Source organism: Streptomyces sp. NPDC047525 (assembly GCF_040643025.1).
Lineage (GTDB): Bacteria > Actinomycetota > Actinomycetes > Streptomycetales > Streptomycetaceae > Streptomyces > Streptomyces durmitorensis.
In genome coordinates, this window is record NZ_JBEYTL010000034.1 from 18,124 (window position 1) to 41,200 (window position 23,077).

Below are 23,077 nucleotides of genomic sequence, written 5' to 3' on the forward strand. Positions count from 1 at the left end.
CAACACGGTGACGAACGACAACGACAAGGTCGCTTCATACCTGCGTCGCGCGACCCTTGACCTGCGCGCGGCCCGGCAGCGCATCCACGAGCTGGAGGCCGACCCGATCGCGATCGTCGGCACGGCCTGCCGGCTGCCCGGCGGGATCGACACCCCGGAGGACTTCTGGGACGTGCTCGCGGCGGGCGAGGAGCGGCTGTCCGGCTTCCCCGACGACCGCGGCTGGGACCTGACGGGCCTCTACCACCCGGACCCGGACCACCCCGGCACGACCTATGTGCGCACGGGCGCGTTCCTGGAGCGCGCGGGGGAGTTCGACGCCGCCTTCTTCGGCATATCCCCGCGCGAGGCCGCGGCGATGGACCCGCAGCAGCGCCTCCTGCTGGAGACGTGCTGGGAACTGGTGGAGAACGCGGGCCTCGATCCGCACGCCCTGCGCGGCACGGACACCGGCGTGTTCCTCGGCGTCGCCCGGCACGGCTACGGCGACGGGGCGGGCTCCGCCGAGGACGCGGAGGGATACACGGTCACGGGGGTGGCGCCGTCGGTGGCGTCCGGCCGGATCGCGTACACCCTCGGGCTCGAAGGGCCCGCCATCACGCTGGACACGGCCTGCTCCTCCTCCCTGGTGGCACTGCACCTGGCGGTGGCGTCGCTGCGCCGCGGCGAGTGCGAGGCGGCGATCGTGGGCGGCGCCGCCGTGATGGCCGGTCCCGAGGTGTTCATCGACTTCGCCCGGCAGCGCGCCCTCGCGTCCGACGGCCGCTCCAAGGCGTTCGGCGCGACGGCGGACGGCTTCGGCTTCGGCGAGGGTGTCGCGGTGCTCCTCCTGGAGCGTCTTTCGGTCGCACGGAGCAAGGGGCACACCGTGCACGCCGTCGTCCGCGGCACCGGCATCAACCAGGACGGGGCCAGCAACGGCCTGTCGGCACCCAGCAGAGCGGCGCAGCGCAAGGTGATCGAGCAGGCGCTGGCCAACGCGGGCGTCGCACCCGCCGACGTCGACGCGGTCGAGGCGCACGGCACCGGCACCACCCTCGGCGACCCCATCGAGGCCAACGCCCTGTTCGACACCTACGGCCGGCACCGCGACCCGCAGCGGCCGTTGTGGCTGGGATCGGCGAAGTCGAACATCGGCCACACCCAGGGCGCCGCGGGCGCGGTCGGCATCCTCAAGATGGTGCTCGCCCTCCGGCACGAGCGGCTGCCCCGGACCCTGCACGCACAGGAGCCCTCGCCGCACGTCGACTGGTCGTCGGGTGCGATCGCGCTGCTGGCCCAGGAACGGCAGTGGCCGCGTGGCGAGCGGCCCCGGTACGCCGCCGTGTCGGCGTTCGGCATCAGCGGCACCAACGCCCACGTCGTCCTGGCGGAGGCAACGGAGCCCCAGGAGACCGAGGAAGAACGTACGGCGGCGCCGCAGCCGGTGACGGAGCGCCGCCCGGTGCCGCTGGTCGTCTCCGCGCGGACCGAGGAGGCGCTGTACGCCCAGGCGCAGCGGCTGGCCTCCGTCGTCGCGGACGAGAGGGTCCAACTTCCCGACCTCGGCCTCTCGTTGGCCACGACCCGGGCCCGGCACGAGCACCGCGCGGTGGTCCTGGCCGGCTCCCGGGAAGCGGCCCTGCGGGGGATGAGCGAGGTGGCGGCAGGCCGGGCGCGGGTCGGGGGCGCCGTCGAATCGGGCGGGCGCTCCGCCGTGTTCCTCTTCCCCGGCCAGGGCTCGCAGTGGGCCGGGATGGGCGCCGACCTCCTGGAGTGGTCCCCGCTCTTCGCCGAGACGATCCGGGCCTGCGACGAGGCGATGGCCCCGTGGCAGGACTGGTCGGTGGCCGCGGTGCTCCGGCAGGAGCCCGGCGCCCCCGGGCTCGACCGGGTCGACGTGGTGCAGCCCGCGCTGTTCGCCGTGATGGTGTCGCTGGCCGCGCTGTGGCGCTCCTACGGTGTGGAACCGGCGGCGGTGGCGGGGCATTCACAGGGCGAGATCGCCGCGGCGCACGTCGCCGGGATCCTCACGCTCGAGGACGCCGCCCGGCTCGTCGTCCTGCGCAGCCGCCTGCTGCGGTCCCTGGCCGGGAAGGGCGCGATGGCGGCCGTGGCGCTCGACGAGGCGGCCGTACGCGATCTGCTCGCACCGTACGGGGACGCCGTCGAGGTGGCCGCGGTCAACGGGCCCGCCTCCGTCGTCGTCTCCGGTGAGCACGAGGCCGTGCACGCTCTCGTGGCGGCCTGCGCCGACCAGGGGGCGCGGGCCCGGGTCATCGACGTCGACTACGCCTCGCACTCCGCGCAGATGGACCAGGTGCGCGAGGAACTCGCCGACGCGATAGGGGACATGAGCCCCGCCGCCGCGCGCGTGCCCTTCTACTCGACGGTGACCGGCCGCCCGATGGAGGGCGAGGAGCTGGACGCCGACTACTGGTACCGCAATCTGCGCGAGCCGGTGCGCCTCCACGACGTCGTGGGGCTCCTCGACGACGCGCACCACGACGCCTTCGTCGAGATCAGCCCGCACCCGGTGCTCGCCGCGACGGTCGAGGAGACGCTCGACGCGCGGGGCCGTGAGCCGGGCGAGGCCGTGGCCGTCGGCACCCTGCGGCGGGGCGCCCCGGGCCCGGAGTCGTTCCTCACCTCCGTGGCGCGGGCCCACGTCGCGGGCGTGGACGTGCGCTGGCTGCCCGCCTTCCCCGACGCGCGGCGCGTGCCGCTGCCCACCTACCCCTTCCGGCGCAAGCACTACTGGACGTCGGCCGCCGCGCCGGTCCGCGGCGCCGATGACGTGACCTACCGCGAGGCATGGACGGAACTGCCCGCGCCGCCGCCCGCCGCCAAACCGTCCGACGCGCACGGGACATGGCTGGTCGTCACCGCGGCCGACGCCCCCTCCTGGGCCGCACCGCTGACCGAGGCGCTGCGCGCATCCGGCGGCACACCGCTGGCATGCGTCCTGGCCCCGGACCTGGGCCGCGCCGAGGCCGCCGCGGCCGTCACCGCCGCCACGGCCGGAACCACCGGGCTGCGGGGTGTGGTGTCGCTGCTCGCGGCCGACGAGACGGACCACCGCGGCCTGGCGGGCGTGCCCGCCGGCGCGGTGGCCACCCTGACGCTCCTTCAGGCCCTGGGCGACGCGGGTGTCGAAGCGCCGTTGTGGTGCCTCACCCAGGGCGCCGTACGGACGCCCGGCGACGAGGGCATCACGTCGTACGCGCAGTGCGCCGTGCACGGCCTTGGCCGGGTCGCCTCCCTGGAGCTCGGGCAGCGCTGGGGCGGCGTACTGGACCTGCCGCACGACGCCGTGGACGAGACCCTGCTGGCCCGGGTGCCCGGCATCCTGGCGGGCGGACGACCGGGCGAGGACCAACTCGCCGTACGCGCCGATGCGTTGTACGGGCGGCGCCTGGTGCGGGCGCACCTGCCGGCCGCCGCCGACGGGCCGGCCGCGCGCCCGCACGGGACCGTGCTCGTCACCGGAGCGGACAGCCCGATCGGGCAGCGGCTCGCCCGGTGGGCGGCCGACAGCGGCGCCGACCACCTCGTCCTGGTGGGCGAGGCGGACGAGGACCTGCTCGGCGCGCTGCGGGACGGTACGACGACGGTCACCCGCTGCGCGGCGGACGAGAGCGCCGTGCGGGCCGCCGTCGAAGCCGCCCCGCACGCCGTGAGCACCGTCCTGCACGCCGCGACCCGCCTGGAGTTCGGGCCGCTCCTCGAGACCCGCCCGGAGGATTTCGCGGCCACCGTGCACGCCAAGACCGGCCTGGCCCTGACCCTCGCGCGGGTCCTCGACGCACAGCCCGTGGAGCGGGAGATCCACTGCTCCTCCGTGGCCGGCGTCTGGGGCGGCGCGGGCATGTCCGGCTACGCGGCGGGCAGCGCCGTCCTCGACGCGTTCGCCGCGCACCGGCGCGGCCGGGGCCACCCGAGCACCGCCGTGGCCTGGAGCCCCTGGGCCCTGCCCGGCACCCCGGACGGCACCCCGGACGGCACCGCGCGGCCCGCGGCGCAGCGCGGACTGCGCGCCCTGACGCCCGAACGCGCCCTGAGCGTGCTGGAGTCCGTCCTTGACGCGGGGGAGGGCGCCGTCGCGGTGTCCGACGTGGACTGGCCCGCCTTCGCCGCGGGCCGCCGCGCCGTCCGGCCGACCGCGCTGTTCGAGGAGATAGCCCAGGCGCGCGAGACGCCGGAGCCCGCGGAGGCGAGCGCCGGAGGGGGCAGCGGCCCGGCCACCGAACTGGCCGCCCGGCTGGCAGCGCTGCCGCCCGCCGAACAGGAGGACCTGCTGACCGGCGTGGTCGGCGAGGCCGCCGCGGCCGTGCTCGGCCACGACAGCGCCCTCGACGTCGACGGACGGCGGGCGTTCACCGAACTGGGCCTGGACTCGCTGGGCACGATGCAGCTGCGCAAGCGGCTCGCCGCCGCCACCGGCCTGCGGCTGCCCGCCTCCCTGGTCTTCGACCACCCGACCGTCACCCGCCTCGCCCGCCACCTGCTCTCCCTGCTGGGCACCGGACCGCGCCGGGAGCGCACCGCCGAGGCGGCCGGCGGCACGCGGACCGGCGAGCAGGAGCCGATCGCCGTCGTCGGCATGGGCTGCCGCTTCCCCGGCGGCATCGGCTCGCCCGACGCGCTGTGGCGGGCCGTCGCCGACGGCCAGGACCTCACCGGAGGCCTGCCCCGGGACCGCGGCTGGGACCTGGACGCCCTCGTCCACCCCGACCCCGGCCACCCCGGCACCAGCTACGCCGACCGTGGCGGATTCCTCACCGACGCGGCGGGCTTCGACGCGGACTTCTTCGGCATCACCCCGCGCGAGGCCCTCGCGATGGACCCGCAGCAGCGGCTGATGCTCGAGGTCGCCTGGGAGGCCGTGGAAGGGGGCGGCATCGACCCCGACCTGCTGCGCGGCAGCCGCGTCGGCGTGTTCGTCGGGTCCAACGGCCAGTCGTACATGCCCCTCCTGGAGAGCGAGGCCGACCGGGTCGAGGGCTACCAGGGGCTCGGCAACTCGGCCAGCGTGCTGTCCGGCCGGCTCGCCTACGTCTTCGGCTGGCAGGGCCCGGCGATGACGGTGGACACCGCGTGCTCGTCGTCCCTGGTGGGCATCCACCTGGCGATGCGGGCGCTGCGCAGCGGCGAGTGCGCCATGGCGCTGGCGGGCGGGGTCACCGTGATCTCCGACCCCTACACGTTCGTGGACTTCAGCAGGCAGCGCGGGCTCGCCGCCGACGGGCGGTGCAAGCCGTTCGCGGCGCAGGCGGACGGCTTCGGCCTGGCCGAAGGCGCCGGCGCGCTGCTCCTCGAACCCCTCTCCCAGGCCCTGGAGTCGGGCCACCCCGTGCTCGCGGTGCTGCGCGGCAGCGCGGTCAACCAGGACGGCGCGAGCAACGGCCTGGCCGCGCCGAACGGCCCGGCCCAGGAGGACGTCATCCGCCAGGCGCTCGCCGACGCCCGGCTGGCGGCGGCCGACATCGACGTGGTGGAGGCGCACGGCACCGGCACCCGGCTCGGCGACCCGATCGAGGCCGGGGCGCTGCAGGCCACCTACGGGGTGGAGCAGCGTCGACGGCCCCTCGCGCTGGGCTCGGTGAAGTCCAACATCGGCCACACCCAGGCGGCCGCCGGTGTCGCCGGCGTGATCAAGACGGTGCTCGCGATGCGGCACGGCGTGCTCCCGCGCAGCCTGCACGCGGAGGAACTCTCCCCCGAGATCGACTGGTCGGCGGGGACGATCGAGGTCCAGCGGGAGAACGAGGACTGGCCGCGCGGTCCGCGGGTGCGCCGGGCAGGGGTCTCCTCGTTCGGCGTCAGCGGCACCAACGCCCACGTCGTCCTGGAAGAGGCCCCGGCAGACCCGGCCCTCACCGGCGACCCGGCCTCCACCGGCGATCCGGCCGAACTGCCCACGGACTGCGCCCTGGTGGCAGACGCCGTGGCGCTCCCGCTCTCGGCCCGGACGCCGACCGCGCTGGCCGCGCAGGCGCGTGCGCTGGCCCACGTGCTGCGCACCTCACCGGAGATCTCCCTGGCCGACACCGCACGCACGCTCGCGGCGGGCCGGGCCCGGTTCGACATCAGGGCCGGGGTGCTCGCCGACGACCGGGAAGCGGTCTGCGCGGCCCTCGACGCCCTGGCCGCAGGCGAGGCCGGGGCCGACGTGGTGCCGCCGCGCGCGGCGGCCGACCGCAGGGCCGTGCTGGTCTTCCCCGGCCAGGGCTCGCAGTGGGCCGGTATGGCCCGCGACCTGCTCGACCAGTCGGAGGTCTTCGCCGCGTCGATGGCGCAGTGCGCGGCGGCGCTGGCTCCGTACACCGACTGGGACCTGCTCGCCACGGTGCGCGGCGAGGGGCACCAGGACGCCTTCGAGCGGCCCGACGTCGTCCAGCCCGTGCTGTTCGCGGTGATGGTGTCGCTGGCACGGCTGTGGCGGGCCCACGGGGTGGAACCGGCCGCCGTGGTCGGCCACTCGCAGGGCGAGATCGCCGCCGCCTGCGTCGCCGGAGCCCTCACCCTCGACACCGCGGCGAAGGTCGTGGCGCTGCGCAGCAAGGTGCTGCGCGAGCTCAACGGGCAGGGCGGCATGGCCTCGGTCACCGCCACGCCGGAGGCCGCCGAGGCGGCCCTGGCACCGTGGGAGGGCCTGCTGAGCGTGGCCGCGGTGAACGGGCCGCGCTCCCTCGTCGTCGCCGGACAGGCCACCGCCCTGGAGGAGTTCCTCCGCTCGCCGCAGGGCGCGGCACTGTCCCCGCGGCGGATCGCCGTGGGCTACGGCTCCCACTCCCCGCAGGTGGAACAGGTCGAGCGGCGGATCGCCGACGAACTGGGCACGGTCGAGGCCCGGTCCGCCGACGTGCCCTTCTGCTCCACCGTCACCGGCGGCCCGCTCGACACCGCCGGGCTCGACGCCGCGTACTGGTACCGCAATCTGCGCGGGACGGTCCGCCTCGACGAGGCCGTACGGCATCTGATGGACCAGGGCTTCGACACCTTCATCGAGGTGAGCCCGCACCCGGTGCTGCTCCCCGGCATCGAGGAGACCGCCGACGACCTCGGCCGCGCCGTCGTCACCCTCGCCTCCCTGCGCCGGGGCCGCCCCGGCGCGCGCACCTTCCTGCGCGGCCTGCTGGAGGCCCGCGCCGACGGCCTGCCCGTCGACCTGACACCGGCCGTCGGGGCCGGCGGCACGGCGGCGCCGCTGCCGACCTATCCGTTCGAGCACACCTCCTTCTGGCCGCGGCCGCGCCGCACCCGCGGCGACGCCGCCGCACTGGGCATGGACCCCGTGGCCCACCCCGTCCTGTCGACGGCGCTGGAGACGCCCGACGGCGGACACCTCCTGACCGGGCGGATCGCGCTCGGCGACCAGCCGTGGCTGGCCGACCACGCCGTCGGCGGCCGTCCGCTCCTGCCCGGCAGCGCGCTGGTCGACCTGGCCCTGACGGCCGGCCGGCACGCGGGCACGCCCGCCGTCGAGGAACTGGTGCTCTCCGCCCCGCTGGTGCTCGGCCCGGCCACCGCCGTGCGCGTCACCGTCGGCGCCCTCCAGGAGCACGGCACCCGCACCGTGGACGTGCACGCCCGCGACGCGCGCACCCCCGACGCGCCCTGGACCCGGCACGCGACCGGAGTCCTCGGCGAGGCCGCGAGGCCACCGGCGGCCCCGGCGGCCTGGCCGCCGCCGGACGCCCGGCCCATCGACCTCGACGCGGCCTACACACGCCTGGCCGACCGGGGTTACGCCTACGGACCCGCCTTCCGGGCGCTGCGCGCCGCGTGGCGGCGCGGCGACGAGGTGTTCGCCGAGGCCGAACTCCCCGCCGCCGTACGGCCCGACGGGACGGGCGACGAGGGCTACCCGCTGCACCCCGTCCTCCTCGACGCCGCGGCGCAGACCCTCGGCCTGAGTTCCCTGGCCGACCGGGAAGGGGCGTTCCTGCCCTTCTCCTGGAGCGGGACCACCCTGCACGCGTCCGGGGCCACCGCCGTCCGCGTCACGGCGGCCCCGGCCGACGGCGCCGCGATGAGCCTGTCGGTGACCGACCCCACCGGAGCGCCCATCGCCCAGGTCGGCGCCGTGACCGTGCGCCCGGCCGGCGGCGCGCCGCGGCACGACGACGGCGAGGAGGCGGGCGCCGACGACCTCTACCGGCTGTCCTGGCGGCCCCTGCCGCAGACCGGCGCCGCCCTCGTGCGCTGCGCGACCGTCGGGGGCGGCCTGCCCGGCCTCGGCAAGGACCACCCGGACCTGGCGGCCCTGGCGGCGGCGGTCGCCACGGGCGAGCCGGAACCCGATGCCGTCTTCGTGCGCTGCCTTCCGTGGCGGGCGGCCGACCCGGCCGCCTCGGTACGCGAGAGCGTGCTGCACGCGGCCGGACTCGTCCGCCGGTGGCTCGACGCACCGCAGCGCTCCGGCCGCCTGGTGTTCCTCACCCGGCACGCCGTGGGCGCGGGCCCCGCCGACACGGACGCGGACCCCGCGCAGGCCGCGGTCTGGGGCCTGGTCCGCTCCGCACAGGCGGAGTCGCCGGGGAACTTCGTCCTCGTCGACAGCGACACGGACCCGGCGGCCCTCACCCGGTTCCCCGCCGTGCTCGACCACCCGCAAGTGGCGCTGCGCGGCGACCTCGCGCTCGTACCGCGGCTGTCCGCCACCCGCGGCGCCGCGGCCCTGCTGCCGCCCCGGACACCCGCCCGCCTGGAGCCCGCCGGCACCTCCCTGGACGCCCTGGCGTTCGCGGCGACGCCGGACGCCGGGCGGCAGCCGGGCCCGGGTGAGGTGCGGGTCGAACTGAGGGCCACCGGCGTCAACTTCCGCGACGTCCTGATCGCCCTGGGCATGTACCCCGGTGCCGCCGTCATGGGCACCGAGGGGGCCGGGGTCGTCACCGCCACCGGAGCGGACGTCACGGGCATCGCGGTGGGCGACCGGGTCATGGGCCTGTTCGAAGGCGCCTTCGGACCGGTGGCGGTCACCGACCACCGCCTGGTGGTCCCCGTCCCGCAGGGGTGGAGCAGCACCGAGGCCGCCGCCCTGCCCATCGTCTTCACCACCGCCCACTACGCGCTGCACGACCTCGCCGGTCTGCGGCCCGGACAGGCCGTCCTGGTGCACGCCGCCGCCACCGGCGTCGGCATGGCCGCCGTCCGCCTGGCCCGCCTCGCCGGGGCCGAGGTCTTCGCCACGGCCAGCCCCGCCAAGCACGACATCCTGCGCGGACTCGGCCTCGACGACGACCACATCGCCTCCTCCCGGGTCACCGGCTTCGGCGAGCGGTTCCGGTCCGTCCGGGACGGCCGCGGCATGGACGTCGTGATCAACTCGCTGACCGGCGCGCTGCTCGACGAGTCGGCCGGGCTCCTCGCACAGGGCGGGGCGTTCGTCGAGATGGGCAAGACCGACCCCCGCTCCCCGGACCAGTTCCCCGGGCGCTACCTGCCCTTCGACCTCGCCGACGCGGGTCCCGACCGGCTCGGCACCATCCTGGCCGAGGTCGCCGCGCTCGTGGCCGACGGGAGGATCAGCCGCCTCCCGGTCACGGCGTGGCCGCTGCAGCGGGCCTCGGCCGCGCTGCAGCACATGAGTACGGGGCGGCACACCGGAAAGCTGGTGCTCGTCCAGCCCGCCCCGCTCGACCCCGACGGCACCGTCCTGGTCACCGGCGGAACAGGCACCCTGGCACGGCTCGTGGCCCGTCACCTGGTGACCGAGCACGGGGTGCGCCACCTGCTGCTGCTCGGCCGCCGGGGACCCGCCGCGCCGGGAGCGGAGCAATTCGCCGCGGAACTGGGCGAGTTGGGCGCCGCGGTGACCACGCTCGCCTGCGACGTCTCCGACCGCGCCGCGCTCGCGGCCGTGCTCGACACCATCCCGGCCGACCACCCGCTGACCGGCGTCGTCCACGCCGCGGGGGTCCTCGCGGACGGCCTTGCCGCCTCCGTGGAGCCGGACACGCTGGCCGAGGTCCTCGCGCCGAAGGCCGACGCCGCCTGGCACCTGCACGACCTCACTGCGCGGGGGGAAGTGAACTTCTTCGTCCTGTTGGGGTCCGGTGCCTCCGTCCTGGCCGGCCCCGGCCAGGGCGCGTACGCGGCGGCCAACGCCGCGCTGGACGCGCTGGCCCGCCACCGGCAGGCGCGCGGGCTGCCCGCGACCTCGCTCGGCTGGGGCCTGTGGGAGGAGGCCAGCGGCCTGACGGGCACCCTCGACGAGCGGGACACCCGGCGGATGGCGCGGGCGGGCATGCGGCCCCTGCCGACCGCACGCGCCCTGGCCCTGTTCGACCTCGCGATCCGGCGCGGCGACCCGGTCCTGTTCCCGCTGCACCTGGACACCTCCCGGCCGCAGGACCCGGACGCTGTGCCCGAGGTGCTGCGCGGGCTCATGCACGCGCCGTTGCGCACGGCCGCCCGGGAGCAGTCCGGCGGTGAGGGGCTCGCCGCACGCCTCGCGCCGCTGCCGCGCCCCGACCGGCTCACCGCCCTGACGGAGGCCGTACGGGCCCAGGCCGCCGCCGTCGCCGGATACGACACGGCCGAATCGGTGGCGCCGGGGCGGCAGTTCAAGGACCTCGGCTTCGACTCGCTGGCCTCGGTCGAGCTGCGCAACCGCGTGGGCAGCGCGGTCGGCCTGCGGCTGCCGAGCACGCTCGTCTTCGACCACCCGACACCCGAGGCGGTGGCCGCCTACGTGGACGGCCGGCTGTTCGCGGATGCGCCCGGCGCGTCGCGGACGGATCCGGGCCGCCCGGTCATCGAGCACCTGAACGCGCTGGAGGCGGCGATGGACGGCTGGCGCGAGCGCACCGGGTCCGGTGAGGACGCCGGGGACACGTCCGGTCAACGCAGGTCGATCGAGGCGCGGTTGACCGCCCTGCTCGGCAGGTGGAGCGCAGGCGGCGGGGATTCCCGTACGGCCGTCGACGTCATCGACGACGTCGACGACGAGGAACTGTTCGAACTTCTCGATCAGCGGTTCAGTGAGGGGAAACGATGAACGGGGAGCAGGAGACCACCGAGGACAAGCTGCGCCGCTATCTGCGGCGCACGGTCGGGGACCTGGAGACCGTCAGCGCCCGGCTGCGGGAGACCGAGTACCGGGCGGGCGAACCGATCGCGATCGTCGGCATGGGCTGCCGGTTCCCCGGCGGCATCGACAGCCCCGCCGCCCTGTGGGACTTCCTCACGCAGGACGGCGACGCCGCCACGGGCCCGCCCGCCGACCGCGGCTGGGACACATCCGCCCCCGACGCCCGCAGCGGAGGGTTCCTGCACGACGCCGCGGGCTTCGACGCGGACTTCTTCGGCATCTCGCCGCGCGAGGCGCTGGCCATGGACCCGCAGCAGCGGCTCCTCCTTGAGGTCGCCTGGGAGGCCCTGGAGCGCGCAGGCTTCGACCCCGCCTCGCTGGCCGGCACCGCCACCGGGGTCTTCGCCGGGGTCGGCGCCGTCGACTACGGGCCGCGCCCCGACGAGGCGTCACCGGACGTCCTGGGCTACCTGGGCACCGGCACGGCCTCCAGTGTGGCCTCCGGCCGGGTGGCCTACACGCTGGGTCTGGAAGGCCCGGCGCTGACCGTGGACACCGCCTGCTCCTCCTCCCTCACCGCGACCCATCTGGCCATGCAGTCGCTGCGCCGCGGGGAGTGCACGACCGCGCTCGCGGGCGGCGCCACCCTGATGAGCACTCCCGGCGCGTTCACCGAGTTCCACAGCCAGGGCGGGCTCGCCGCGGACGGCCGGTGCAAGCCCTTCGCGGAGGCCGCCGACGGCTTCGGTCTCGCCGAGGGCGTCGGCCTCCTCGTACTGCAGCGGCTGTCCACGGCGCAGCGGGAAGGCCGCCGGGTGCTGGCCGTGCTGCGCGGCTCGGCGGTCAACCAGGACGGCGCGAGCAACGGCCTCACCGCCCCCAACGGCCCGGCCCAGCAGCGGGTGATCCGCCAGGCGCTCGACGACGCCCGGCTCGGCCCCGCCGACGTCGACTACGTCGAGGCGCACGGCACCGGAACCACCCTCGGCGACCCCATCGAGGCACACGCCCTCCTGGAGACCTACGGCGCCGGACGGCCCGACGGCACCCCGCTGTGGATCGGCTCGGTGAAGTCCAACATCGGCCACACCCAGGCCGCCGCCGGTGTCGCGGGCCTGATCAAGACGGTGCTCTGCCTCCGGCACGGCCGGCTGCCCCGCCTCCTCCACCTCGACGCGCCCTCCTCGCGCATCGACTGGGAGACGGGCGCCGTCGTCCCGCTCGGGGAGAGCAGGCCGTGGCCGAGCGGCTCCCGGACGCGCCGCGCGGGCGTCTCCTCGTTCGGCATCAGCGGGACCAACGCGCACATCCTCGTCGAGGAGGCACCGGAAGCCCACCCGGACACCGAGAACCCGGAAGCCCACCCGGTCCCCGAGAGCCGGAAGGCGGGCCCCTACCCGCTGCTTCTGTCCGCCCGGACCGAGGACGCCCTGCGGGACCAGGCGATGCGCCTCGCCGCCCACTTGGAGCGGCCCGATGCCGCCCCGCTGCCCGACGCCGCCCTCACCCTCGCCACCCGGCGCACCGCGTTCGCGCACCGCGCCGTCGTCGTCGGCGACCGCGCAAACGCGCTGGCCGCCCTGCGCGCCGTGGCCGGGGAAGAGCCGCACGCCAAGGCCGTCACCGGCACGGCACGGCCCGGCCGCAAGGTCGCCATGGTCTTCCCCGGGCAGGGGTCGCAGTGGGCGGGGATGGCCGCCGAACTGCTCCTCGAATCACCGGAGTTCGCCCGCTCCATGCGGGAGTGCGAGCAGGCACTCGCCCCGTACGTCGACTGGTCGCTGACCGAAGTGATCGCCGACGGCGCGCCCCTGGAGCGGGTGGACGTCGTGCAGCCCGCACTGTTCGCGGTGATGGTCTCGCTGGCCGCGCTGTGGCGTTCGTACGGCGTCGAACCGGCCGCGGTGATCGGGCACTCCCAGGGGGAGATCGCGGCCGCCTGCGTCGCAGGCGCCCTGTCCCTTCAGGACGCCGCGAAGGTGGTCGCCGTGCGCGCCAAGGCGCTGCGGTCCCTCGCCGGCACCGGTGGCATGGTCTCCCTGGCCCGCACCGAGGCACAGGCCCGAACCCTGCTCGCGCCCTACGGCGGCGCCCTGTCGATCGCCTCGGTCAACGGCCCGGGTGCGGTCGTGGTGGCCGGCCCCCGCGCGGAGCTGGACGCGCTGCTCGACGCCTGCGCGGCCGACGGCGTCAGGGCGCGCAACATCCCCGTGGACTACGCCTCCCACTCGCCCATGGTCGAGCCGCTGCGCGAGGAGCTGACGGCCGCCCTTTCCGGTGTCGTCGCCCGGTCCGCGGCCGTGCCCCTGTGCTCCACGACGACCGGAGAGCCGATCGACACCGCCCTCATGGGCGCCGACTACTGGTACCAGAACCTGCGCGAACAGGTGAGGTTCGAGACGGGGACGCGCCTGCTGGCCGAGGCGGGCTTCGACGCCTTCGTCGAGGTGAGCCCGCAGCCCGTCCTCGCCGCCGGCATCGAGGCGACCGTGGAGGCGATGGGCACCGACGCCGCCGTCCTCGGCACCCTGCGGCGCGACGCGGGCGGCACGGACCGGTTCCTCGCGGCGCTCGCCGAGGCCCATGTGCGGGGCGTACGGGTCGACTGGCGGGCCGCACTGGCGGACGGCACCGTGGCCGAACTCCCCTCCTACCCCTTCCAGCACCGCCCGTACTGGCACACGGCACCCGGCCGCCGCACCGAACCCGCCGACCAGGGGCGGCGCTACCGGGTGGAGTGGCGGGACGCCGCGTGGCAGGCCGCTCCCCTCACCGGCCACGTGCTCCTGGTGACGGGCCCTGATGTCCCGGGCCCCTGGTACGAGTCGGTCCGCACGGCCCTGGAGAGCGCCGGTGCCACGGTCGGCCCCGTCGACTGCGGCGGACAGGAACGCGCCGCGACGGCGGCACTCCTGCACGCGGCCGCCGGTGAACCGACGGCCGTGGTCTCGCTGCTCGCCCTGGACGCCGACGACGGATCCGCCGACGCGCCGCAGGTGCCCGCGTGGCGGACCCTGACCCTCGCCCAGGCCCTGGGTGACGCCGGCGTCGAGGCGCCCCTGTGGGTGCTGACCCGGCGCGCCGTGAGCGTGAGCGAACAGGACGGCGAGCCGGACCCCACGCAGACGGCGGTGTGGGGCCTCGGCCGGGTCATCGGTCTGGAACACCCCACGCGCTGGGGCGGGTTGATCGACCTGCCCGCGCCGGACGACGCGGACCTCGTGGCACCGCTGGCGGCGGTGCTCGCCCGGCCACGGGACGAGGACCAGGTGGCACTGCGCGCGACCGGGGCCCGCGTCCCCCGGCTGGTGCCCGCCCCGGCCGGCGCCCCCGCCGCGGCACCCGGCCGCTCGCCGCACGGCACGGTCCTGGTGACCGGAGGCACCGGCGGCGTCGGCGCCCATCTCGCGCGCCGCCTGGCGCGCGCGGGCGCCGCACATCTCGTCCTGACCAGCCGCAGCGGGCCCGACGCCCCGGGCGCGGACGAACTGGCCGCGGACATACGCGCGGCGGGCAGCGGAGTGACCCTCGCCGCCTGCGACGTCTCGGACCGGGCCGCGCTGGCCGCGCTGCTCGCCGCCGAGCGGGAGGCGGGCCGGAGCGTCGACGCCGTGTTCCACGCGGCCGGCGTCCCGCAGTCCACGCCGCTCGGTCACATCACCGAGGAGGAGTTCACGCACGTCACCGCCGCGAAGACCGCCGGGACGGCGTACCTCGACGAACTGTGCCCGGACGCGCGGACGTTCGTCCTGTTCGCGTCGAACGCCGGAGTGTGGGGCGCGGCACGGGCGGGCGCCTACGCGGCGGCCAACGCCTTCCTGGACGGCTTCGCGCAGCGCCGTCGCCACCGCGGACTGCCCGCGGTGTCCGTCGCGTGGGGGCTGTGGGACGGACCCGGCATGGCCGGGGACGCGGGCCAGGACTTCCTGCGCCGCCAGGGCGTACGGCCGATGCAGCCCGAGCAGGCCCTCGCCGAACTGGACACGTGCCTGGAGCGCGACGAGGTCTGTGTCTCCGTCGCCGATCTCGACCGGCCGGCGTTCCTGGACCTCATGGGCGCCGCACGCCACCGTCCGCTGTTCGACGAGCTCGCCCCCGCCGCACCCTTGGCGGAAGCGCCGGAGCAGGAAGCGGGCCAGGGCCGCTCCCGGCTGCACGACAAGCTGCTGCCGCTGTCGGCCAAGGAGCGCCGGGGCCACCTGCTGCACCTGGTGCGGGGCGAGGCCGCCGCGGTGCTCGGGCACCCGGACGCCACGGCCGTCGACCCGGACCGGGCCTTCCGGGACGCCGGGTTCGACTCGATGACCGCGGTGCAGCTGCGCAACCGGCTGACCGCGGCGACCGGCCTGCGTGAGGCGTCCACCCTCGTCTTCGACCGGCCCAACGCCGCAGCACTCGCCGACTACTTGCTCGAGCGGCTGTTCGGCTCCGAACAGCCCCCGGCCGACGTGCCGGACCCGCGGCCAGCTGCGGGTGCAGGTGTCGCGGGGGGCGAGGACGATCCGGTCGTCGTCGTGGGGATGGCCTGCCGGTTCCCCGGCGGTGTCAACTCCCCGGAGGACCTCTGGGAGTTCATCACCGCGGGCGGCGACGCCGTCTCGGAGCTGCCCACCGACCGGGGCTGGGACCTGGACCGCCTCACGGACACCGCCGCCGACGGCACGGCAGGCCCGCGCTACGGCAGTTTTCTCGATGCCGCGGGGGACTTCGACCCGGCGTTCTTCGGGATCTCGCCGCGCGAGGCGCTGGCGATGGACCCGCAGCAGCGCCAGGTCCTCGAGGTCGCCTGGGAGGCGATGGAGAACTCCGGCATCGACCCGCGCTCGCTGCGCGGCAGCGCCACCGGCGTCTTCCTGGGCGCCGCCTACCAGGGCTACGGCCACGGCGTCGAGCTCCCCGAGGGCAGCGAGGGCTACCTCCTCACCGGCGGCTCACCCGCGGTCACTTCGGGGCGGGTGGCGTATGTGCTGGGTCTTGAGGGTCCGGCGTTGACGGTGGACACGGCGTGTTCGTCGTCGTTGATGGCGTTGCATCTGGCGGCGCGGTCGCTGCGGGACGGTGAGTCGTCGCTGGCGGTGGCCGGTGGAGTGTCGGTGATGGCGGGTCCGGAGGTGTTCACGGAGTTCGCACGTCAGGGCGCCCTGGCCGCCGACGGACGCTGCAAGGCCTACTCCGAGCAGGCGGACGGCTTCGGCTTCGCCGAGGGCGTGGGTCTGGTGGTCCTGGAGCGGTTGTCGGATGCCCGTCGCCATGGGCATCGGGTGCTGGCTGTGGTGCGGGGGAGTGCGGTGAATCAGGACGGTGCGAGCAATGGTCTGTCGGCGCCCAGTGGTCCGGCTCAGCAGCGGGTGATCCGGCAGGCGCTGGCTGCTGCGGGTCTGGCGTCGGTGGATGTGGATGTGGTGGAGGGGCATGGCACGGGGACGGTGTTGGGTGATCCGATCGAGGCGCAGGCGTTGCTGGCGACGTATGGGCGTGGCCGGGATGGTCAACTGCCGTTGTGGCTGGGGTCGTTGAAGTCGAACATCGGGCATGCGCAGGCGGCTGCGGGGGTGGCCGGTGTGATCAAGATGGTGTTGGCGTTGGGGCACGGGAGGCTTCCGGCGTCGTTGCATGCGGGTGAGGTGTCCTCGCATGTGGAGTGGTCCTCGGGTGCGGTGGAGGTGTTGCGTGAGGGGCGTGTGTGGCCGCGGGTGGAGGGTCGTGCGCGCCGGGCGGGGGTGTCGGCGTTCGGGGTGAGTGGGACGAACGCGCATGTGATCGTGGAGGAGCCGCCGGAGGTGGAGGCCGGTGGAGAGGCCGCTTCGGTGGGTGTGCTGGAGGCGGCGGGGGTGGTGCCGCTGGTGCTGTCCGCACGTACGGAATCCGCCCTGGCCGCCCAAGCAGGCCGTCTGACTCCGGTGCTGGCGGACGCGGACGCATGGGAGGGCCTCGGCCGCTCCCTCGCCACCGCACGCACGCACCACGAGCGGCGCGCCGTCCTCCTGGCCGAGGACCCCGAGACGGCGCAGGACCTGCTGCGACGGTTGCAGGAGGGGCTGCCGGCCCCCGACCTCCTCACCGGTGTGGGGGGTGGGGGGCGGCGTGTGGTGTGGGTGTTCCCGGGTCAGGGTTCGCAGTGGGCGGGCATGGGGCGGGAGCTTCTTGAAGTGCCGGTGTTCGCGGAGGCGTTGGCGGAGTGTGATGCGGCGCTGGCGGAGGTGGCGGGCTTCTCGGTGGTGGATGTGGTCCGTGGTGTCGAGGGTGCGCCGTCCTTGGAGCGGGTCGAGGTCGTGCAGCCGGTGCTGTTCGCGGTGATGGTGTCGCTGGCGCGGTTGTGGCGGGCGTGCGGTGTGGAGCCCGATGCGGTGGTGGGTCACTCCCAGGGCGAGATCGCGGCGGCCTGCGTGGCGGGCGCACTCTCGTTGAAGGACGCGGCACGGGTGGTGGCCCTGCGCGCCCGCGCCCTGGCGGAACTCGCCGGTGCCGGCGGCATGACCTCCGTATCGCTGCCCGAGGACCGCACGCGGGAACTGATCGCCGACTGGCCCGAGCGCATCAGCGTCGCCGCGGTCAACTCCCCGGCCTCGGTCGTGGTGGCCGGTGACCCCGAAGCGCTGACCGCGTTCGAGGAGCGCTGCGCCGCCGACGGCATCCGCGCCCGGCGCATCCCCGTCGGCTACGCCTCGCACTCGCCCCACATGGAGCGGGTCCGCGAGCGCGTCCTCGCCGACCTGGCCGGCGTGAGCGCGCGGCCGTCCGGGACGCCGCTCTACTCCACGCTGCGCGGCGAACGCTGCGACACCGGTGTCATGGATGCCGCGTACTGGTACGACAACCTCCGCTCCCCGGTCCGCTTCGAGGCGGCGATCGACGCCGCCCTCGCCGACGGCTACGACACCTTCGTCGAGGTGAGCCCGCATCCGGTGCTCACCACCGCCGTCCAGGAGACCGCCGAGCGCTCCGGGAGCGGGGCACTGGTCCTCGGCAGCCTCCACCGGGACGCGGGGAGCCGGCACTTCGTCCGCGAACTCGGCCGCGCCCACGCGGGGGGAGTACCCGTCGACTGGGCCGCCGTCCTCCCCGCCGGTGCACCCGTGCGGCTGCCCAACTACCCCTTCGAGCACAAGCGTTACTGGCTGGCGCCCGAGATACCCGACCGGGTGGCCGACTGGCGCCACCGCGTCGAGTGGCGGCCCTTCTCCCCGGACGCGGCCCCCCTCCCGGGCCGGTACCTGGTCGTGGGATCCGGCACCGACCCGCGCCAGGACGCCGTGGCACGTGCCGTCGAGGAGTCCGGCGGCACGGTGCTGCGGCTCACGACCGACGCCGTCGCGGCCGGACGGGCCGGGCTCACCCAGGAGGTGCGCCGGTCGGCGGCGGAGCTCACGGCGGTGATCTCCCTGCTGGCCCTGGAGGCGGAGGACGACGACGACCTGCGGGCCGTCACCGCCACCCTCGCCCTCCACCAGGCCCTCGGCGACGCGGGCAGCGAAGCGCCCCTGTGGCTGGTGACGCGCGGGGCGGTGGCCGTCGGCGAGGCCGACGAGGCCGACCCGGCCCAGGCCATGGTCTGGGGCATCGGACGGGTCATGGGCCTGGAGGCCCCCGAGCGCTGGGGCGGCCTGCTCGACCTGCCCGAGCAGCTCACCGAGCCCGTACTGCACCAGCTCACCGCCTGCCTGGCGGGCGCGGGCGACGAGGACCAGATCGCGCTGCGCGAGAGCGGCTGCCACGTCCGGCGCCTCGTCAGGGCCCCGCTCGCGCCCGGCGCGGCCCCCTGGCGGGCCACCGGCACGGCGCTGGTCACGGGCGGCACCGGCTCCCTCGGCGGCCACGTCGCCCGGCACCTGGCCCGCACCGGGACCGAGCACCTGGTGCTGGTCGGCAGGTCGGGCGGACAGGCACCGCACAGCGCGGGGCTGGCGGCGGAACTGACCGCCCTGGGCGCCCGGGTGACCTTCGCCGCCTGCGACGTCACCGACCGCGGACGGCTGACGGACCTGATCGAGTCACTGGAGCGGCAGGGGGAGCGGATCGACACGGTCATGCACCTGGCCGGCGTCCCCGACGGACGGGCCGTGGCCGACCTCGACCCGGACGAGCTGGCGCGCGTGACCCGGGCCAAGACGGTCGGCGCCCGGCTCCTTGACGAACTCTGCCCCGACGCCACGACGTTCGTGCTCTTCTCCTCCAACGCGGGGGTCTGGGGCAGCGGCCTGCTCGGCGCCTACGCCGCGGGCAACGCCCACCTCGACGCCCTCGCGCACCGGCGCCGGGCCCGGGGGAAGGCGGCCACCAGCGTCGCCTGGGGGGCCTGGGCGGACGGCGGCATGGCCGACGCCGACCTGCCCGGCCTGATCCGGCGCGGGCTGCGCCCGATGGCTCCCGACAAGGCGGTGCGCGCCCTCCAACAGGCCCTGGAACAGGGCGACATCTGCGTATCGATCGCGGACGTCGACTGGAACCGGTTCGCCGTCGGATTCACCGCGGCGCGTGCGCGCCCGCTCATCGAGGACCTGCCCGACGCCGTCCGGCAGGCGCCCGGCGCGTCCGCCACGGACGGGCCAGGACACGGCCCCACCTGGCGGGAACGGCTGTCCGGCCTGCCCGCCGACGAGGCCGAGGCGACGCTCGCCACATGGGTCCGCGCCCAGGTGGCGGCCGTGCTGGGGCACCCGGACCCCGACGCGGTGGAACCCCACCAGCGCTTCACCGAGCTGGGGTTCGACTCCCTGACGGCGGTGGGGCTGCGCAACCGGCTCCAGGAAGCCACCGGCCTGGCCCTGCCCACCACCCTGGTGTTCGACCACCCCTGCGTCACCGACGTCGCGGCCCACCTGCTGCCCCTGCTCACGTCCACCACATCGCAGGCCCTGGCCAGCGCCGACGGCGGCATGCTGCGCACCCTCTACGAGCGGTCCGTGCAGGAAGGACGCCTCGACTCCTACCTGGAGCTGCTCGGTGAACTGGCCGGCCACCGGGACCGGTTCGAGACCCCCGAAGACCTGGCCGCCCCGGTCGGCCTGGTGGATCTGGCGCCCGGTCCCGGGCAGGTCCAGGTGATCTGCTGTGCCGGTACGGCGCCGGTGGCGGGGCCGCACGAATTCCTCCGGATCGCCGCCGCCCTCAAGGACCGGTTGCCGGTGTCCGCGCTGCCGCAGCCCGGCTACGAGCCGGGCGAGCAGCTGCCCGCGTCGCTGGCGGCGGTCCTGGGCGCCCAGGCGGACGCCGTACTCAAGGCGGCGGACGGCCCGTTCGTGCTCGTCGGCCACTCCGCGGGCGCCCTGATGGCGTACGCCCTGGGCGCCGAACTCGCCGACCGGGGCCGCCCGCCGCTGGGCATCGTCCTGATCGACGTCTATCCGCCGGGACAGCAGCAGGCGGTGCACGGCTGGCTCACCGAGCTGACCGACACGATGTTCGGCCGCGAAGGAGTGCGGGTGGACGACACCCGGCTCACCGCGCTGGGCGCCTACCACCGCTTCACCAGCGCCTGGCGGCCGCGGGACCTCGGCGTCCCGACCCTGCTCGTCCGCGCCACCGAGGCGCTGGGGCAGTGGCCCGAGGACGAGTCGTGGCAGTCCACGTGGCCCTTCCCGCACGACTGCGCGGACGTGCCGGGCAACCACTTCTCGATGGTGCAGGAGCACGCCGCGGCCGTCGCCGACCGCATCCACACATGGACAGGGAACCTGGCATGACAACCACAGACCGAAGCCGGCTCGGCAGCCGGCTCCAGATGGCCCGCGGCTGGTACTGGGCCTTCGGCGTGAACGGCGACCCGTACGCGATGCTCCTGTGCGGGCAGGACGACACACCCCACCACTGGTACGAGCAGATCCGCTCGGCGTCCGACGGGCTCTTTCGCAGCCGCTCCGGAGCCTGGGTCGTCACCCGGTACGACACGGCCGCTCAGGTGCTGCGGGGCCCGGGGTTCACCCGGGCCGCGGGCGAGGCGGCCGCGGACTGGGCGCGGCCGTTCCTGGACGTGCGGTCGGCCGCGGGATTGCCTCTCACAGCGGTGGACGAACTGGCCCTGGAGTACCGCGAGGTGCTGGCGCGTACGGGGGCGCGCTTCGACCTGATGCGGGACCTGGCGCGCGAGACACCGGTCCACGGCGTCACCGCGCGCCTCGGCCTGACCGGCGAGGACGCGCGACGCGTCGCCGCCCTGCTGCGGTCGAGCGCCACGGCACTGGACGCCCGGCTGACCCCGCAGCCGCTGGCCGTGACCGAACGGACCGTGGCCGCGCTGGCGGACCTGCGTCAACAGGCGGGCCCCGAAGCCGTGTTGGCGGGCGCCGGATGCGAGGCGGCGGCCAACACCGTGGGCAACGCCGTGCTCGCCACCCTGCGCACCCCGGGCCTGGCCGGCCGCCTCGCCGAGGACCCGGACCTGGCGGACCGTATCGTGGCCGAGACGCTGCGCACCGCGCCCCCGGTCCACCTCGAAGTCCGCCACGCCACCGCCGGACAGACGCTCGAGGGGACGCGGATCGCGGAGGGCGACGAGGTGGTGGTGGCCGTCGCGGCGGCCCACCGGGACCCGCGGGTGTTCGCCGAGCCCGACCGGTTCGACCCCGACCGGTTCGACGTGGACCGCGCGCTCACGCCCCCGCCGGTGACCTCGAACACCGACCACCCGGACGGCCTCGAGGACTTCGCCGCCCGGCACGCCGCCGCGGCCCTGCGCGCCCTCGCCGATGTGCTGCCCGGCACGGCACTGACGGGCCCCGTGGTCCACCTCCGCCGTTCGCCCGTACTGCGGGGCATCAGCAGGTGCCCGGTCGAGATCAAGGACTTCTGATGAGAATCGTCTTCTCCGCCATGACGAGCAAGACCCACTTCTACCCGCTCGTTCCGCTCGCCTGGGCCTGTCGCGCGGCCGGACACGAGGTCCGGGTCGTCGGATCACCGGGGTTGACCGAGATCACCACCGCCGCCGGCCTGACGGCGGTGCCCGTGGGCCAGGACGTGGACCTCGTCGGGCACATGAGCGCGGTCGGCGAAGACATGATCAAGTACGTGCGCTCCCTGGACTTCGCCGACGCCACGTTGGCGAACGCGGGCTGGGACCACCTGCTGGGCATGCAGACCGCCCTGACGCCCAACCTCTTCGCGCTGATGACCCCCGACTCACTGATCGACGGGATGGTCGACTTCTGCCGCACCTGGCAGCCGGACCTGCTGATATGGGAACCGTTGACCTTCGCCGCCCCGATCGCGGCCAAGGTGACCGGCGCGGCCCACGCCCGGCTGCTGTGGGGCCCGGACATCACCACGAAGTCCCGCCGCGCCTTCCAGGACCTGCTCGGCCGGCAGGAGCCCGAGCACCGCGAGGACCCCTTCGCGGAGTGGATCGAATGGACCCTGGAGCGCCACGGGGTGCGGCCCGAGCCGGGTTTCGACGAGGAGATGGCCGTCGGCCAGTGGACCATCGACCCCGTACCGGCCAGCATGCGCCTCGACCTGGGGCTGCCGACCGTGGGCATGCGCTACGTCGACTACAACGGCCCCGCCGTCGTACCGGACTGGCTGCAGAAGCCGCCGGCCGGGCGCCGGGTGTGCCTCACGCTCGGCGTCGGGGGCCGCGACAGCGGGGTGGAGGCCATCGCCACCAGCGAGGTGCTGGAGGCCGTCGCCGACATCGACGCCGAGTTCGTCGCCACGCTCGACGCCCACCAGCTGGAGTCGGTCGCACGCGTCCCCGACAACGTCCGCACCGTCGACTTCGTGCCGATGCACGCCCTGCTGCCCACCTGCGACGCGATCGCCCACCACGGCGGCCCCGGCACCTGGCACACCGCGGCGGTGCACGGCGTGCCGCAGGTGCTGCTGCCCCACGGATGGGACACGGACGAACGGGGCCGACTGGCCGCGGAAGCAGGCATGGCCGTGTCCTTGCCGGTCGGGGAACTCACGGTCGACCGGTTCCGGGAAAGCGTCATCCGCGTCCTGGAGGACCCCGCATTTCGTGAGGGCGCCGCGAAAGTACGCGACGAGATCCTGTCCGAGCCCGCGCCGACGGAAGTCGTCCGTGTGCTGGAGCAGATGACCGCCGCGCGCAGGGCGTGA

4 protein-coding genes are annotated in these 23,077 nt (G+C 75.6%); all 4 read left to right on the forward strand.

Annotated elements, in window-relative coordinates; genetic code table 11:
* Positions 1-7 precede the first annotated feature (7 nt).
* Genes ABZ833_RS44520 through ABZ833_RS44535 form a run of 4 tightly spaced genes read left to right on the forward strand, consistent with a single transcriptional unit; the run spans position 8 to position 23,077 of the window.
* Complete coding sequence (locus ABZ833_RS44520; protein WP_361059488.1) at positions 8-10,987, forward strand: SDR family NAD(P)-dependent oxidoreductase; 10,980 nt, start codon at positions 8-10, stop codon at positions 10,985-10,987.
* Positions 10,984-20,703 carry a type I polyketide synthase gene (locus ABZ833_RS44525; protein ID WP_361059490.1) on the forward strand — a complete coding sequence of 3,240 codons (9,720 nt, stop codon included), beginning with the start codon at positions 10,984-10,986 and terminating at the stop codon, positions 20,701-20,703. The genes ABZ833_RS44520 and ABZ833_RS44525 overlap by 4 nt, the downstream gene beginning before the upstream one ends.
* Positions 20,700-21,809, forward strand: coding sequence for a cytochrome P450 (locus ABZ833_RS44530; RefSeq protein ID WP_361059493.1), 1,110 nt, complete (start codon positions 20,700-20,702; stop codon positions 21,807-21,809). The genes ABZ833_RS44525 and ABZ833_RS44530 overlap by 4 nt, the downstream gene beginning before the upstream one ends.
* Positions 21,809-23,077: an activator-dependent family glycosyltransferase gene (locus tag ABZ833_RS44535; protein ID WP_361059496.1), complete on the forward strand. Its 1,269-nt coding sequence runs from the start codon at positions 21,809-21,811 to the stop codon at positions 23,075-23,077. The genes ABZ833_RS44530 and ABZ833_RS44535 overlap by 1 nt, the downstream gene beginning before the upstream one ends.

What these genes read in the sequence shown, in the direction of transcription:
- ABZ833_RS44525 (WP_361059490.1), top strand. Translation starts at nt 10,984, where the DNA reads ATGAACGGGGAGCAGGAGACCACCGAGGACAAGCTGCGCCGCTATCTG.
- ABZ833_RS44530 (WP_361059493.1), top strand. Translation starts at nt 20,700, where the DNA reads ATGACAACCACAGACCGAAGCCGGCTCGGCAGCCGGCTCCAGATGGCC.
- ABZ833_RS44535 (WP_361059496.1), top strand. Translation starts at nt 21,809, where the DNA reads ATGAGAATCGTCTTCTCCGCCATGACGAGCAAGACCCACTTCTACCCG.